The following is a 15,571-nucleotide window of genomic DNA, read 5'->3' on the forward strand; positions in this document are numbered from 1 at the left end:
GCAATCTACACGCCCGATTTCTCACTCAGCGCGGCGAGCTCATCATAAATTTCATCTTCGCTGCGGCTCGCGGTGTTGCGCCAGCTCTTGGCCGTCTCAGCGTTTTGAACTGTGCTATCCGGTGCGATTACCAGCACCGTCGGCGTGCCCTCCAAGCTCTCAAAGCCAAAGCGCTGCACAATATCGAGATTATGGCCGTCCTCGCTTTGCGGCATGCCCACATTGACGTAGACAAGCTCAAAGCGGTCCGCAATCAGGGTTTGGAAGCGCTCGGTTTCCATCCATCCTGCAAAGGCTCGGCTGTCATGGCACCAATTCGCACCCAGCACGATCAAGGCATATTTGTCCGTCTCCTGAGCGCGGGCCAGCGCTGCATCAACCGCAGCATCTGCATCCAGCGACGCATCATACAAGCGCGCTTCCGGGTAATTATGACCGCCCGCGATTTTCCCAATCACGCCAGTCTTGTAAGCCAGCGTGCCCAGCGCGATGAGGCTCAGCAGAAGCAGGCTTGCGCAAACCCCAAGGGTAATCGCAAGCCGCTTGTTCACCTTCCCAGCGGGGCTGGCCGCATCCCCCGTATCGGGCTGCCCAACCTCATGCTGTCCGACTTCAGGTTGCATTGTGCTCGGCATAGGCCTTCATGCCCAGTTCCATAATGCCTGGCATGGTTTCTTGAACGGTTTTGCCAATCTCGCCCAGCGCCGCAAGTTTGGGGCTGCCTTCAGCCATCAGCTTTGCGACTGCAGGGCCTGTGGGATGGAGGCGGCTCTTGGCATTCCATGCATTGACCTTGGGGTTCTGTGAGAGCAGCCCTGTGCTGCGCAAATTTGCGAAGAAAGCGGCAGGATAGGTGCTGGTTGTATCGGTCAGCGGAGCGCATGGGACCAGCGCATTGCGCTCGTCATCGGTCTCAAAATTCACCTCAAGAAACGCCGCGAGCGCTGCGCTGTATGGCACGAAAGGCGTCTGCGCGAGTTGGAGCGTTATGACATCGCCATCAAAGAATGGGCGCGGGCTCTTGCGCACCTCAAACGGCACGGCGCTGGCGGTGCAGTCGATAAACAGCGTGTCTTGCGGGACCTCCACTGTCTCATTGGCAAAATGCATTGCGCCCGGTTCGATGCGCGTCACGCGGCCTTGGCGATAGACTTGCTCGATGGAGCCGAGCATTGCGACCTCCGCCTCAGAGATTACCGCGAAGTGGAACATGCTAGGCGTGGTGTCCGGGTCGATCCGCAACATATGTCCCGCCTCGCCAAGCTTGGCGAACATCTCATCGCCTGTTTGCGAGCTTGCAGCGGCCCGCATTTGCGCCATCTGGAACTCCATCAGGCCTTCAATGTTTGCGTGAGCAGGCTGGAGATATTTGCGGTTGAACATCCAGCTATCGCGCGGGCGCACCCAGCCAATCCGCTCCGGCGCGATCCCTGCTTCGAGTAGCCAGACGCCTGTATCCATAGCGGTTTTGCCAGCGCCCAGAATGATGAAGTTTTGCGGGATATCACCCGCTGCCTTCCAAAGCCCCGGCAAATCGCCAGGAATGGTGAAGCGCGTGCCGTCACCGATTTCAAACGCGGGTTTGTGCGTGGATGGCACTGAGGTTTGGAAATAGGTGCCGTCGACCAGCTTGCGGCGGATGCTCACCGTGGTTTCCTCGCCCGACATGATCGAGCGAACCGAATGCGCGCCGTCGTCGCCTGCGACATATTCGCTCAAAGGAAGGTACTCGACCCGGCCGCTGGGCAGGAAGTGCTCATTCATCAACCGCTCGTAATAGGCGAGGATCTCGGCATGTTTGGCGAGCGGATACATGCCCTTGTTGTGGCCATGTGTATCGACCCGGTTTGAGCATAATTCGGCTGAGTTCACGCCGTAAGTCGAGCTTGGCTGATGCAGTGTCACGAAGGAATAGGCATCGTTCCAATGGCCGCCGGGCTTAGCGTGTTTGTCGACGATCGTGACATGGCAATCGGGATCTTCCTCAAGCAGCGTATCGACAAAGGCCATGCCCACTGCGCCTGCACCCACGACCAGGTAGTCGGTTTCAATACTTGCCATTATATGTCCCTTTATTCCGCAGCTTCAGCATGCGGATCAAACGCCACCGCGTCGCCAGCTTCGATCGCTGCGGCTTTTTGTTCGACCAGCCTAACTATGTGATCGAGCATGTCTTCGTTTTCGATATGGTGGTCTTTGACCCCGGAGAGATAGACCATGTGTTTGCCGCTGCCGCCGCCGGTCAGGCCGATATCGGTTTCGCGTGCTTCGCCAGGGCCATTCACGACGCAGCCGAGCACAGATAGGCTCATAGGTGTTTTAATATGGTCTAGGCGGGCTTCCAGCGCCTCAACCGTGCGGATAACGTCAAAACCCTGGCGCGAGCATGATGGGCAGGACACCACACGAACGCCGCGTGTGCGCAGGCCCAGTGCTTTGAGCATTTCATAACCGACTTTGACTTCTTGCTCAGGCTCGGCGGAAAGCGACACGCGGATGGTGTCGCCAATTCCCGCCCAGAGCAGCGATCCCATACCGATCGAGGATTTGACTGTCCCGCCAATCAATCCGCCAGCCTCGGTAATGCCGAGATGCAGCGGGCAATCGACTGTTTCTGCCAGCCCGTGATAGGCTGCAACCGCGAGGAACACATCGCTGGCCTTCACCGCGACTTTATATTCGTGAAAATCGTGATCCTGCAGCAGTTTGATATGATCGAGCGCGCTTTCGATCAGCGCTTCGGGGCAGGGCTCGCCGTACTTCTCGAGCAAGTCCTTTTCCAAGCTCCCCGCATTGACGCCAATACGGATCGCGCAGCCGTTGGCTTTCGCCGCGCGCACAACCTCGGCCACGCGTTCGCTTGAGCCGATATTGCCGGGGTTGATCCGCAAACAGGCCGCGCCTTTATCGGCGGCCTCTAGAGCGCGCTTATAATGGAAGTGGATGTCGGCGACGATAGGGATATTCGCAGCCCGCGTAATCTGATCGAAGTTCTCGGTCGCTTCCTCTGTCGGGCAGCTGACACGAATAATATCAGCACCTGCATCTTCGCAGCGGCGGATCTGATCGATGGTTGCACCAACATCCTCGGTGGGCGTGTTGGTCATGGTCTGAACAGTGATCGGCGCGTCCCCGCCTACGGGAACGTCGCCGACCATGATTTGGCGCGAGGAACGCCGTTCAATTGTTCGCCAGGGGCGGATTGCTGCTAGGCTATCTGATGACATGCTCCTTCTATAGGCGCTCTCGTCATCCGATTAAAGCCAGCATTGCTTGCAATGGGAATTATGCGATCACCAGCGAACGAGCGATGGCACGACTAGCCGTCCGATGATTGCGCTCACAGCAACCGGGGCGACATGCCAGATGCCGAGATGCCCCACGGTATCGATTGGGCATGCCAGGCCAAATGCTACGCTGCCAATCGCACCGGACGCAATGCCAGTATACCAACCTGCAGAATTGATCGAAACCGGTGCGCCGTGGCGCAGCCACATGGTCAAAGCAGCTGCCGTGATCAAGCCGAAAGCGGTACCAGACACAAAGCACTCGACGCCGTATTGATCATGAAGCACCTGGGCAAAAGAGCCTTGCGAAAGCAGGATCATCCCAGCGGTGATTGGCAGGAGCACGAGCATTACGAACGACCAGCGCGCGCCATCGTGCGTGTTGCCAACATGGGGCGTACCCATGCGAACCACCGCCAAGGACGCCGCTGCGCCAAGAATGGCGAGCATGCCATTGGTCACAAAGAAAAACGGAGCCGCTCGCCCGGCAAAGATGCCGCGCCACAAGCCATCGATAGCCTCGACTGCGACAACAGTTACCGCCGCTGCGAGCGTGACCAGCACGATACCGTGGATCAGCTTAAGCGGGCGGACCGGTTCAAGGTCTGCCGCTAGCTCAGCGATCAGCGGATTAGGAACCCTGTTCATTTCTATTCTGCCTTCTCAACAAGCGCGGACAGCTTCTTTAGCCCGCGGTGAATATTTACTTTGACCAGGCTTTCGCTCTGACCCGTTCTATCGGCTGCCTCCTTAATGGACAGTCCTTCAATCTTGACCATTTCGATCACTTCGCTCTGTTTCTCAGGCAAGTGAACGAATAGTCGCTCCAGGCTCATACGGGCCATGACAGCTTCTTCTTCGCTGTCTTCCGCTGCATCATAATCACCCAGCTCGTCTTCCGCATTGCGGTAAACTTTGCGTAAGTGATCAACCCAGCGATAGCGCGCGATCGCCGCTAGCCACGGCAGAAAAGCTCGGCTCGCATCCCAGGTTGAACGCTTCTTGTGCACTGCCATCATGACTTCTTGCACAAGATCGTCGAGCTGAGCCGGCGAGACACGGCGCCTGAAATACCGCTCTAGCCAGAGCTGTATTTCCGAAAGCAGCACGGTGTAGGCCTGGCTGTCACCCTTTTGACTTTGGGTCATCAGCCGCGCCAATGTTACTTCGTCTGCGATCATCGCTCTCTCCTCCCAGGCCCGCTTAGCTTATCACTTCGCTCGGCGCGATCCAATCAAGGCGTCGAGTGAGAACAATCCGCCGCCGCGCACCACTATGATCAGCCCCAAGGCAAGCGGCGTGATAGCCCAGCCCCAGAAGTGTGCTGACGTTGGGAACACGAAGATCTGGATAACCAGCGTCATGACCATCAAGGCAACCGCGCCGAAGCGTGAGGCCAGGCCAATCGCCAGCAGGATTGGAAAGAGAAACTCGGCATACATCGACAATGGCACAGCAATGTCTGACGACAGGGGGAGCCCTGCGAATTCATTGTCGAAAAGAATGTACTGAAACTCGTCAATTTCAAACCAAGTGCCTTCGACGATCTTGGTTTTGTACGAGCGCCAGAATATTCCAGCGAGCGCCAGGCGGGTGACCAGCAAAGCCAGCCCTTCCACGATACGCGATGATGCGAATGCGATCAGTCGATCATAGATTGAGACTAGACTTTGCATGGTTCACCTTACCTTCTTGAGTGATGTGCGTGCCGCTTAGCGACGCACAGCCTTCAGCGAGCCGTTGCCTTTTGGCGTCTTGATGTTCTCGCAAGTGCCCTTCTTGACGTAGGTCCAGGCATTGCCTTGGTAATCGCGAGTCGAAGTACCGGCACAGCTTGTGCCCGGGCCTGCGGCGCAATCGTTCTTGCCGGCTTTTGAAACGCCGTAGCATTTTTCAACTGGGGCTTTTTGCGCGGCAACTGGAGTTGCGGCGAGGCCTGCTGCGATGCTGCCTGCAAGTGCGAGGCCGGCGAGGTTAGCTACTGAGTTTTTCATCTGTCTTCTCCAAATATGGGTTCACTTAAGAACTGTATGGATCCGGGTTTGCTGCCGGAACACTCACTCATTCGGCATCCAGACTGATGTTGTTACAGCTGGCACGATTTTTTGCGATTTTTTTTCAGCCATTTGCCAATTTCGTGCGTTTTCACGAAATTATTCATAAAAATACGCTGTGCTTGTAACCAGCCCTTTATATAGCGCGAACACACCAATGATCCGGTGCGGTAGACCCCATCCCCCCCTCCGAAATCGCACCGGATCTCTTCCCTCCACCTCTAGTCCATGCGATGATAGTGCCATGACAGCGATCAAACCCTTTGGCGGATTTGGCCTTGGTCTTCGCAAGACGCACTATGCGGATTTTCTGGAAACAGATGTTCCGGTCGATTTTGTTGAGGTCATCAGCGAAAACTACATGGCCCAAGGCGGTAAGCATTTGCGTATCCTCGAAGAGGTTCGCGCAAAGCACCCGGTCATTTTGCATGGTGTGTCGATGTCGATTGGCGCGGCGCACGGCTTGGATCCTGGCTATCTGGCAAGCTTGCGCCGCCTGGCGGAGCGGATTGAGCCGCTGTGGGTGTCCGACCATCTATGCTGGACCCGCACGAGCGCGCACAACAGCTTTGATCTCCTCCCACTGCCGCTGACGCATTACGCCTTGGATGCGGTCTGCGACAATATCGACCACGCGCAGGAGACGCTTGGCCGGGCAATGCTGTTCGAGAACCCGTCGAGCTATGTCACCTTCCCAGAGGATGAGATGGCCGAGTGGGAATTTTTGGCGGCCATGGCGCAGCGGACCGGCTGCGGCTTGCTGTTGGATGTGAACAATATCTATGTCAGCTCGCAAAACCACGGCTGGTCCGCGCAGGACTATATTGCTGGCATTCCGGCCTCAGCCGTGCGGCAGATGCATCTTGCCGGCCACACACCGGGCGAGATCATTGTCGATACGCATGACCGCCCAGTCGTGGACGCGGTATGGGATCTGTTCGTTGAAGCCTATGCAGGGCTTGGCGATGTCGCGGTGATGATTGAGCGTGATGACGCGATCCCGCCGCTACCTGAATTGCTGGAAGAGCTTGGCAAAGCGCGGGCTCTTGGCGCTGAGGCCCGCGAGACAGTACAATGAGCGACCTACACGCCATGCAGGCGGAATTCATGGCGCATGTGCTCGAAGAAGAGCGCGATTTGCCTGAAGGTTGGACTGAGCGGCACAAGGCCGGAATGGCGATCTATCGCGGCGGCTATCGCGCGCGCATGGTTGAAACGCTGGGTGAGGCGTATGAGCGCACTGGTGTGCTAGCTCGCGAGGACGCATTTCGGCAGGCCGCGATTAATCACGTCATTGCGCGGCCTCCCTCCGGCTGGTCGATTGATAGCGTCGGCGCGGAATTCCACGAGACTCTGAGCGAACTATATCCTGATCGCCCCGATTTGGCCGAGCTCGCCCAGCTGGAAGATCTGATGCAGAAGGCGGCGCGCGCAGCAGATGCAAGCGCGCTGACGGTTGAGCAGTTCTCGCAAAACACGTCTGCGTTTGGCGAGCAGGATTGGGCTAATTTGCGGTTTGAATTCCTGCCAGGACTGGCGATTCTCGCGGTTACCCATGACTGGGTGTCTGTCTGGGGTGATCTCGGCGGGGAAACGGATGGTGCGACGCCGCAAGCTCTGGAGGAAGAGGGTGCACTTGTGATTTGGCGCGAAGATGAGCAGCCGGTTTTTGCTGCCATCTCGAAGCTTGAGGCTACCGCTCTTAGTGCCATGCAGGCAGGTTCAAATTTCGGTGAGACGGTTGCGTTGTTGGCTGAGGAAATAGGGGCGGAAGCCGCCGCAGCACAAGCGGGCGGTATGATCGGTAATTGGCTGCAAATGGGCTTTGTCGCTGATCTCGCTTCGCCTCGCCCTTAACGCCCAATTATCACTGCTTGGCTCTTGGCGCCCGGCAATTCGCCCAAAAGGAATTCGCCCAAAAGCAATTGCCCAAAAAAAGGGAGCGCAGATCACCCCCGACCGCGCTCCCAAGTTTGGACCCGAAGGGCACCACGTTCTTTCCGGCTCTCTGCTTATTGAGCAGGTGAGCCAGACGTCGGTGCTTCCTTCATGCTCAAGCAAAGCCTCACATCCAAAGATGGCCGGGCATGCCTGAGTATTGGCGCAGCCACCCCCGTTATACCGAGGTATGGATACGCTGGACTTGTTGTGTTTCAGGCTGCGTACGCCTTTGGCGTATTCCTCAAGAGCCTGATGTCTTGTACTGAGCTATTGTTCTCACCAGTGCCTATCCTGACCCGGGCGGTGTCCTATCCAGGTCGTTTTCGACTCTGGGCGACTGCTCATGTTGCACTGCACAAATATCAGGCTCGCGCAACATTCCAATAGGCAAACGTAACATTTAACAACTGTTATCATTTGCAACCAGTTAGCCAGCCGGGTGCAAATGGCACGAAAAAGGGCGCTAAGGTTGCCCCTAGCGCCCTGTTCGTCGTTAAACGCCTGAGCGTTACAGTTTATTTCTTGTCCCACTCATCAAGCTTGCGAGCAGCCCATTCGCGGCCGCCCAGGCCGAATGCGAGTGCTGCGGCAACCGATGCGCCGACAATCATGACCAGCAGAGCATTACCCGGCAGCATGCCGCCAATGTCTGTCTTCTGAAGGCCCATGACGGTGAACAGGATGATCGTGATCCAGCGAACGATAGTCGCCGCTGAGGAACCTTCGCTCGCGCCGCCGACCAGTTTGGCCAGCAAGTTTGCGATAAGGAAACCAACGCCGATGATCACTGCACCAAAGACAACACTGCCGCCTTGAGTGAGGATCTCGTTGAGGATGTCAGTCAGTTGCGCAAAGCCCAGCTGATTGGTCGCCGCAATTGCGAAGAACAAGATGATAGCCACTTGAACGATCCGCGCGATAATTGAGCTTGCGGTTGTGCCATCAGGCAGCAGGCCGGTTGCTTCAAGCGAGCGGTCAACACCAAGGCCGCTGAGCAGCTCTTGGAGAACACCAACAACGAACTTGCTGATGAAATAGCCAATGCCGAGCAGGATCGCAGCAACAATGATCTTCGGAATAGATGTCAAGATCATGCCAAGCATTGCAGAGGCAGGCTCTGAAATCGCGGTCAGATCGAGAGCGTCAAGCGCGAGAATGCCGACCGGAATGGCAATCAGTACGTAAATAATCAGGCCAATGGTCTTGCTGATCGCGGTGTTACCCGTGACGTTGTCAACGCCGCCCTTATTGGCCCATTTGTCAAGATCAACGGTTTGCATTGCCGTGGTTGCGATGTCCCGGACGATGCCCGCAATCATCAAACCGATGAACAGGATGAGACCTGCTCCGATCAGATTGGGCACGAAATCGACAATGTTCTCAAGTAGCGAGTTGATCGGTCCCGCAACCGCTTCGAGCTCGAGCACATTCAGGACAGCCATCAGGCCGAAAAGCCAGATGAGCAGCGAGACAATTTTACCCATCGATTCACCAATGGAGGCGCCGCTGCTTGTGCCGCGCTGTAAAAGTGAAACCTTGTCGACGATCTTTGCAAAAGCCCATTTTGCGGCCTTGGCAAGGACCCAGGTTACAACAAGTATGCCAACAACGAACGCGGCCTTAGTGGCCAAGTCCATCGCAAGCGTCTGGTCAAATTGATATTGCGTGAGCATAAATCCCCCTGGAATTGCGCTAAAAGTAAAGTGAAGTTAGCACACCTCCTAACGACAAACCAAAAGCAGGGCAGCATAAATGAACGCGCTTCAACCTAAGTTTACATGTCCTAACGGCGCAGTTTCCCGCCTCATGCTGGGCTTTGCTGCTCTCTTTCTGATGCTTGGCGGGCAGGTCTTGGCGCAGGATGCGCTGGCCGTAGACAGCCCTAAATGGTCCATAGCGATCCATGGCGGTGCGGGCACTATCACGCGGGAGCGTATGACGCCTGAGCTTGAGGCGCAATATGAGGCGGCTTTGCAGAATGCGCTTGATGCCGGAGCAAAGATCCTCGCCGATGGCGGCAGCGCGTTGGACGCGATCCAGGCGGCGATTGTGCTGATGGAGGACGACCCGAAATTTAACGCCGGGCGGGGCGCGGTCTACACATGGGACGGCGCGAATGAGCTGGACGCCTCGATCATGGATGGGCGCGATCGCAGCGCTGGCGCTGTGACGGGAGTCACCAGCATTAAGAACCCGATCCTGCTTGCGGACAAGGTGCGGACCGAGAGCGTGCATGTCTTCCTGAGCGGGAAGGGTGCAGAGGAGTTTGCCGCGACGCAGGATATTGAGACCGCCGAGCCGGAATGGTTCGAAACCGAAAGCCGCAAGCGTGCGTTGGAACGGGTAAAGGCTGAACAGCTCTCTGCACTCGATGTTGATCACAAGTTCGGCACTGTGGGCGCGGTCGCGCTGGACCAGGACGGCAACCTCGCGGCGGGCACCTCAACAGGCGGGATGACAGCGAAGCGCTGGGGCCGGATTGGTGATGCGCCGGTGATCGGTGCAGGGACGTATGCGGACAATCGGTCCTGCGCAGTTTCAGCGACGGGTTGGGGTGAGTATTTTATTCGGGTGGGTGTGGCTCAAGAGATTTGTACATTGATACGTGTTCACTCGTCGCGCGAGCCTGTAATCTGTGATGAAGACCAGATCCCGTCTGGAACTGAACGCGCATATCCGTGTCGACTCCCCGGCAACATAGAACCAGAAATCGCGCAAGCGGCCGCGGACTATGCAATGGATGAGGTGCAAGCGCTTGGCGGCGATGGCGGCATCATCCTCGTCACACCGGAAGGCCATGCCCTTTACAGCTTCAATACAGCTGGCATGTATCGCGGCCGTGCGACCAGCGAAGGCGTCAACGAAGTCGCGATTTTCGGCGAGGTACTCGCGGGCGAGGAATGACGCTCGCTTAGCAGCGCTCAATTAGGCCCCGCGTCTCCGCACGCATTGGTAAGAGCCCAGCATCCGCACTTCATTGCAATGGAAGGCGAGCTCTTCGAGCGCGCGGTCTACCGCGTCTTCACCCGGCGCGCCTTCAATGTCCGCAAAAAACATGGTCGCGGCGAAACTCGCGCCTTTTTGATAGCTTTCGAGCTTCGTCATATTAACGCCATTGGTCGCAAAGCAGCCCAGCGCCTTATAAAGCGCGGCCGGTACGTTTTTCACTTCGAAGATGAAGGTCGTCATTCGCGTGCCTTCAATCTGAGCGGGATCGAGCGCGTCCTTGGCCAAAACGACAAAGCGTGTGGTGTTGTCATGCGCATCCTCGACTGCGCTCTCGGCGATCTTTAGTCCATAAAGCTCTGCCGCCATGGGCGGGGCAAGCGCGGCCATGGTGGGGTCGCCGCTCTCCGCGACAAACGCTGCCGCGCCCGCCGTATCGGAATAGCTTTGCGGGGTGATGCCGCGCTCCCGCAAGTAATGCCGCGACTGGCCCAGCGCTTGCGGGTGGCTATAGGCGGTTTCAAAAGGTCCATCGCCAAGTCCCATGAGCGCATGCGTGATTGACATGAATTGCTCGGCCACAATCGCCAGTCCGCTTTCGGGAAGCAGGAAGTGTATGTCAGCAACCCGGCCATTTTGCGAGTTCTCAATTGGAATCATCGCCGCCCCAGCCTGGCCCGACTTCACAGCATCAAGCGCATCCTGAAACCCGTTGAATGGCAGGGGCAATGCCTCAGGCGCGAAGTCATGGGTCGCCTGATGGGAGTTTGATCCAGGTGCACCCCCAAAGGCAATTGTGCGTGCGGGGTCACTCGCGGCAGCCGCGTGCATGCTGGTGACGATATCTTGGGCGGGCTTAGGGAAATTACGCATAGAACTTAATGCGCTATCGGGGCAAAGCGCCACTCGCAAGCGTATTTGCATGATCCGCAAGAGGCAATGTTGCGATCACACTTGCGAATGCCGCCACGCGACACTAGAGCGACGCCCAACCTTTAGATATCACTTTTCACTTACGCGGACACATTTACGCATGGACGACAAGTTCAACACAGCAGCCGGTTGGGTTCTTTTTGCAGGCATCATTGCGCTGGGCAGCGCAATTGTATCAGGCATTTTCTTCCAGGCGGATAAACCGGTAAGCCCCGAGCAGCCGGGATATTTCATCGATGCGCCTGAAGGCGGCGGTGAGGTGGACGCAGGTCCGTCGATGGAAGAAGTGCTTAACAAGATGAGCGTATCTGAAGGCGAGAAAGTTTTCGCCAAGTGCACCGCTTGCCACACCGTTGACCAAGGCGGCGCTAATGGCATTGGCCCGAACCTTTACGGTATTATGGGTAAAGGGCTTGCCCAAGGCGCTCCGGGTTTCGCTTACTCCAGCGCACTCGCTGACAAAGGCGGCAATTGGGATTGGGACAATATGAGCGCTTGGCTCAAAAGCCCCCGCGCATTCGCCAATGGTACCAAGATGAGCTTTGCAGGTCTCTCCAAGATTGAAGATCGCGCCGCGGTTATGCTCTATATGAACGCCAATGGCTCAAACCTGCCTGTGCCAGAATTTGTGGCGGCAGCTGCCGACGCCGAAGTAGTCGCTGAGGAGACAGAGGCGGAAGGCGATGTAGCTGCGGAAGCAGAGGCAGAGCAAGATGCAGCAGCTGAGCTCAATGAGGGCGGCGCTTAAGCGGCCTTACTTCACGGCGCTTAGTCGCGCCCTTTAAACCCTTGGGCAATCACATACCACTCTGACGAGCCCTTGCGGCTCGCGGGCGGTTTGGCGTGTTTCACAGTCTTGAAGTGCTTTTTGAGCAAGTTGAGCAGGTCTGCATCAGTTCCGCCTGCCAGAACCTTGGCCAAAAATGTGCCGCCATCCTCCAGCGTCTCGATGGCGAACCACGCGGCGGCTTCAACAAGGCCCATAGTGCGCAAATGATCGGTCTGCTTATGGCCAATCGTATTGGCGGCCATATCTGACATGACGAGATCAGGCGGACCGTCGAGCGCTGCCTCCAATTTGGCAGGGGCCGCGTCGTCCATGAAATCCATTTCAAAAATGGTGACGCCTTCAATCGCGTCCGTGTGCAAGAGATCGATCCCGACAACACCGGCCTTGGGCGCTTTCTTGCGGACCACTTGGCTCCAACCGCCCGGTGTTATGCCAAGGTCAACAACGCGCTTGATCCCATTCAAAAAGCGAAACTTCTTGTCCAGCTCAATGAGTTTATAGGCCGCACGGCTGCGATACCCATCGGCCTTGGCCTGTTTGACATAGGGGTCGTTGAGCTGCCGCTCGAGCCAGCGGGTTGAGGACTCGGTCCGCTTCTTCGCCGTTTTGACGCGGCGGCCTGCATCTTTGCCTGAACGACTCATGGTGTGCGGCTCATTAGCTCATGCCTCCACGCGCGAACGCTGGAGGTCGGCCTTGTGCTGCTCGCCCATCGCGTCGGCCGCAATCAAACCGCGCAAGATCCCCTCGCGAATGCCTCTGTCAGCAACGCCCAGTTTTGGCGCTGGCCAGATATCAAGAATCGATTCCAAAATTGCGCAACCCGCGACCACCAAGTCCGCCCGGTCATCGCCGATGCATGGTAGCAACTGGCGCTCACCGCGGCTCATTGTCGCGAGTTTTTCAGAAATTGCACGCATCGCTTCGCTTGGGACAATCAGCCCATCGACAGCCTTGCGGTCATAGTGCGGCAATTCCAGATGGAGGCTGGCGAGTGTAGTGACTGTCCCGCTCGTGCCCAGCAATCGAATACGTTCGGATTGCTTGCCAATGGGGGCAATGCGCCGCGCAAAAGGCGCAAAGCTATCGCTCACCATGCGCCGCATCTCTGCGTAACGCGCCGCGCGGCCATCCGCCGTGCCATCGGGCGCGCGTACGCTGTCAGTCAACGATACAACGCCAAAGGGCACGCTCATCCAGTCAAGGATACGCGGTACTGGTCCGCCCGGCTCGATCAAAACTAGCTCAGTGGAGCCTCCGCCAATGTCGAAAATGACAGCGGGCCCTGCGCCCTCATCGAGCAGGATGTGACAGCCCAGGACTGCGAGGCGGGCCTCTTCCTCGGCTGATATGATATCAAGCGCAATGCCGGTTTCCTCGCGCACACGGGCGATGAACTCCGGCCCGTTTTCAGCCCGTCTGCACGCCTCGGTTGCCACTGAGCGCGCCAGATGGACGCGGCGACGACGCAGCTTCTCAGCGCATACTTTGAGAGCGCCAAGTGTGCGCTCCATTGCGGCATCAGAGAGGCGGCCATTGGCAGCAAGCCCTTCGCCCAGCTTTACGACCCGGCTGAAGGCGTCAATCACCGTAAAGTGCTCACCCGAGGGGCGCGCGATCAGCAAGCGGCAATTGTTTGTGCCCAAATCGAGCGCGGCATAGGCTTGGCGCGAATTCGACCATTTTGGTGATGTGTTTGGTGGGTTCTTCCCGCGCGAGCTTTTCCCGCTCTGACGTTTTGCGGTGGACGCTGGCGAAGACTTCGCCTTAGCGCGTTCTTTTTTATCGGATCGCTCGGGGCGTTTGTAGCGAAAATCGGCTACTTTGCCGGACGATTTGCCCCGCTTCTTACGATCGTTTTCTTCTCTGCCCGGCGGTGCATGTGCCGCCATAACTGCCAAATCTCTCTTTTCCTCTCGTCGCTCAATGGCGGCGAGGACCTGAACACAGGGTAGCGATTTCAGGTGCTCAGAGCAAGCGATGCGCAAATTGTGCGCCCAATGAGGAGGTTGGTTGACAATTAGACGCATAGGTTGCAACGAATAATGCGATTGATTATCATTAGTGATAGAACGCTGCGGTTGAAAATACCGACAGGATTAGGGAACGTACAATGAGCCGCGCGAAAACACGTAATTTTCTGGTCACTTGCCACTTGCTGCTAGCAGGGTTGCTCGCGCCATTGTTCATCCTCGTGGCGATCACCGGCGGGCTATATCTGATTGGCGAAAAAGGCGAGGTGGTGGAAACCGCGCTGAGTGTGCCGGAAGGCACTACGCTTGATGCGGACGCGCCCACCATTGAAGCAGACGTGCGCGCGGTGCTTGCCGCAAACGATCTACCGACAGATTTTGAGTATCTCCGGATGCGGCCCGGATCGATCACCACGCGCCCCACCACGGAAGATTTTGTGGTTCTGGAACAAGGCGATGATGGCTGGAGCGCAACGCTTAACGAGCCCAACTTCCTTTACCGCATGATCGAGCTGCACAAGGGCCATGGCCCGCAGCTCTTCAAGACATATCAGATTGGCGCGGCCATCTCGCTCTTCATGGTGGTACTGGGCGGCTTGCTCGTCGGTTTGCTGGCTCCGGCCTATCGTAAGCAGACGATCGGCGCGAGCGCTTTTGGCACGGCTGCGTTCGCACTGCTGGCATTTGTTATCTGACACTATGCCGGCCAAGATTGGCGCGGCGTCCTTGCTCCACGTCCCCTCTCGCAGTAGGGGCAGGTGATGACAGAAAAAGACCTTACCGATCGCCGCTTCTATCCTGCTGAGGAAGAGGCCGGTTTCGCCGACGCCGACCCGAGCGTAACGCCCCAGACGCAGCATCCCGCCTACAAGCTCGCTTTTAGAGACACCGATTTCATGTTGCGTGATGAATTGCGCCCAGTGCGGTTTCAACTCGAACTGCTAAAACCAGAAATGCTGCTGGACGAGGCGGGCGTTGGCTCCACTTTGGTTATGTATGGTTCAGCGCGAATCCCTTCACCTGAGGAGGCGCAGGCCAAGATTGATGCTGCGAAGAGCGGCACTGAGCAGGAGCAGCGCGTTGCGGCCAATCTCGCCGCGAAGGCGAAGTACTATCAAGAGGCCTATACGCTTGCCAAACTGGTCAGCGAGAAGTCGATTATTGAAGATGGGCAGCGCCAATTTGTAGTGACCAGCGGTGGCGGGCCGTCAATCATGGAAGCGGCCAATCGCGGCGCGAGCGAAGCGGGTGCGGAGAGCATCGGCCTTAATATCGTTCTACCGCATGAGCAGGCGCCCAATGCTTATGTGACGCCGTATCTGTCGCTCAATTTCCATTATTTCGCGCTGCGCAAGATGCACTTCCTGTTGCGGGCCAAGGCTGTGGCGGTCTTCCCCGGTGGGTTCGGCACGTTTGACGAGTTCTTTGAGCTTCTAACGCTCATTCAGACCGGGAAGATGAAGCCGCTGCCGATCCTGCTGTTCGGCAAGGAGTTCTGGACGCGAGTGGTCGATTTTGAAGCGATCGCTGATGAAGGCACGATCAGTCACAAGGATCTCGACCTTTTCCATTGGTGCGAAACCGCTGACGAGGCATGGGCGCACATTGCCGAGTTTTACGATCTGGAGCGGTAGGAATTTCAGATAA

The 15,571-nt window shown here is 57.2% G+C and carries 17 protein-coding genes; 6 read left to right on the plus strand and 11 right to left on the minus strand.

Annotation, left to right across the window (positions count from 1 at the left end):
- Positions 1-5: 5 nt before the first annotated feature.
- From ACFCXQ_RS06130 to ACFCXQ_RS06160, 7 genes are all read right to left on the minus strand, one after another.
- Positions 6-623, minus strand: coding sequence for a thioredoxin family protein (locus ACFCXQ_RS06130; RefSeq protein ID WP_379554065.1), 618 nt, complete (start codon positions 621-623; stop codon positions 6-8).
- A complete protein-coding gene (locus ACFCXQ_RS06135) occupies positions 613-2,061 on the minus strand; it encodes an NAD(P)-binding protein (protein ID WP_379554067.1) in 1,449 nt (482 codons plus the stop codon). Before ACFCXQ_RS06135 ends, ACFCXQ_RS06130 begins: the two co-directional genes overlap by 11 nt.
- Before the next feature lie 11 nt (positions 2,062-2,072).
- Positions 2,073-3,227: a flavodoxin-dependent (E)-4-hydroxy-3-methylbut-2-enyl-diphosphate synthase gene (gene ispG / locus ACFCXQ_RS06140; protein WP_379554069.1), complete on the minus strand. Its 1,155-nt coding sequence runs from the start codon at positions 3,225-3,227 to the stop codon at positions 2,073-2,075.
- Positions 3,228-3,293: 66 nt separating this feature from the next.
- The gene (locus tag ACFCXQ_RS06145) at positions 3,294-3,935 is read right to left on the minus strand and encodes a DUF1109 domain-containing protein (protein ID WP_379554071.1); all 642 of its coding nucleotides are present in this window, start codon (positions 3,933-3,935) and stop codon (positions 3,294-3,296) included.
- A 2-nt stretch (positions 3,936-3,937) separates the two neighbouring features.
- Positions 3,938-4,468: a sigma-70 family RNA polymerase sigma factor gene (locus ACFCXQ_RS06150; protein WP_379554073.1), complete on the minus strand. Its 531-nt coding sequence runs from the start codon at positions 4,466-4,468 to the stop codon at positions 3,938-3,940.
- 30 nt (positions 4,469-4,498) lie between these two features.
- A complete protein-coding gene (locus ACFCXQ_RS06155) occupies positions 4,499-4,963 on the minus strand; it encodes a DoxX family protein (RefSeq protein ID WP_379554075.1) in 465 nt (154 codons plus the stop codon).
- A gap of 36 nt (positions 4,964-4,999) precedes the next feature.
- Entirely contained in the window at positions 5,000-5,281 is a 282-nt protein-coding gene (locus tag ACFCXQ_RS06160) for a BufA1 family periplasmic bufferin-type metallophore (RefSeq protein WP_379554077.1), read from the minus strand.
- A gap of 304 nt (positions 5,282-5,585) precedes the next feature.
- Between ACFCXQ_RS06160 and ACFCXQ_RS06165 the strand changes: the two genes are divergently transcribed.
- Both ACFCXQ_RS06165 and ACFCXQ_RS06170 read left to right on the plus strand, forming a co-directional pair.
- Positions 5,586-6,419, plus strand: coding sequence for a DUF692 domain-containing protein (locus tag ACFCXQ_RS06165; RefSeq protein WP_379554078.1), 834 nt, complete (start codon positions 5,586-5,588; stop codon positions 6,417-6,419).
- Positions 6,416-7,198 (plus strand): HvfC/BufC family peptide modification chaperone, encoded by a 783-nt coding sequence (locus tag ACFCXQ_RS06170; RefSeq protein ID WP_379554080.1) that lies wholly within the window; start codon positions 6,416-6,418, stop codon positions 7,196-7,198. Before ACFCXQ_RS06165 ends, ACFCXQ_RS06170 begins: the two co-directional genes overlap by 4 nt.
- A 599-nt stretch (positions 7,199-7,797) precedes the next feature.
- Here ACFCXQ_RS06170 and ACFCXQ_RS06175 read toward each other — a convergent pair.
- Positions 7,798-8,955 (minus strand): mechanosensitive ion channel, encoded by a 1,158-nt coding sequence (locus ACFCXQ_RS06175; protein ID WP_379554082.1) that lies wholly within the window; start codon positions 8,953-8,955, stop codon positions 7,798-7,800.
- Between the two features lie 160 nt (positions 8,956-9,115).
- On the opposite strand from ACFCXQ_RS06175, the gene ACFCXQ_RS06180 reads away from it, so the two are divergent.
- Positions 9,116-10,186, plus strand: a complete 1,071-nt coding sequence (locus ACFCXQ_RS06180; protein ID WP_379554571.1) for an isoaspartyl peptidase/L-asparaginase family protein — start codon at positions 9,116-9,118, stop codon at positions 10,184-10,186.
- A gap of 21 nt (positions 10,187-10,207) precedes the next feature.
- On the opposite strand, the gene ACFCXQ_RS06185 is transcribed toward ACFCXQ_RS06180, so the two are convergent.
- Entirely contained in the window at positions 10,208-11,101 is an 894-nt protein-coding gene (locus ACFCXQ_RS06185; RefSeq protein ID WP_379554084.1) for a prephenate dehydratase, read from the minus strand.
- Between the two features lie 160 nt (positions 11,102-11,261).
- On the opposite strand from ACFCXQ_RS06185, the gene ACFCXQ_RS06190 reads away from it, so the two are divergent.
- Complete coding sequence (locus ACFCXQ_RS06190) at positions 11,262-11,909, plus strand: c-type cytochrome (RefSeq protein ID WP_379554086.1); 648 nt, start codon at positions 11,262-11,264, stop codon at positions 11,907-11,909.
- Between the two features lie 20 nt (positions 11,910-11,929).
- Here ACFCXQ_RS06190 and ACFCXQ_RS06195 read toward each other — a convergent pair whose 3' ends face one another.
- Both ACFCXQ_RS06195 and ACFCXQ_RS06200 read right to left on the minus strand, forming a co-directional pair.
- Positions 11,930-12,595, minus strand: a complete 666-nt coding sequence (locus ACFCXQ_RS06195; RefSeq protein WP_379554088.1) for an RlmE family RNA methyltransferase — start codon at positions 12,593-12,595, stop codon at positions 11,930-11,932.
- Positions 12,596-12,613: 18 nt separating this feature from the next.
- Positions 12,614-13,843 carry a Ppx/GppA phosphatase family protein gene (locus ACFCXQ_RS06200; protein WP_379554090.1) on the minus strand — a complete coding sequence of 410 codons (1,230 nt, stop codon included), beginning with the start codon at positions 13,841-13,843 and terminating at the stop codon, positions 12,614-12,616.
- A 221-nt stretch (positions 13,844-14,064) separates the two neighbouring features.
- On the opposite strand from ACFCXQ_RS06200, the gene ACFCXQ_RS06205 reads away from it, so the two are divergent.
- A complete protein-coding gene (locus ACFCXQ_RS06205; RefSeq protein ID WP_379554092.1) occupies positions 14,065-14,619 on the plus strand; it encodes a hypothetical protein in 555 nt (184 codons plus the stop codon).
- A 66-nt stretch (positions 14,620-14,685) separates the two neighbouring features.
- The gene (locus ACFCXQ_RS06210; protein ID WP_379554094.1) at positions 14,686-15,558 is read left to right on the plus strand and encodes a TIGR00730 family Rossman fold protein; all 873 of its coding nucleotides are present in this window, start codon (positions 14,686-14,688) and stop codon (positions 15,556-15,558) included.
- The last annotated feature ends 13 nt before the right edge of the window (positions 15,559-15,571 follow it).

Origin of the sequence: Qipengyuania rhodophyticola (genome assembly GCF_042493225.1) — a bacterium.
Lineage (GTDB): Bacteria > Pseudomonadota > Alphaproteobacteria > Sphingomonadales > Sphingomonadaceae > Erythrobacter.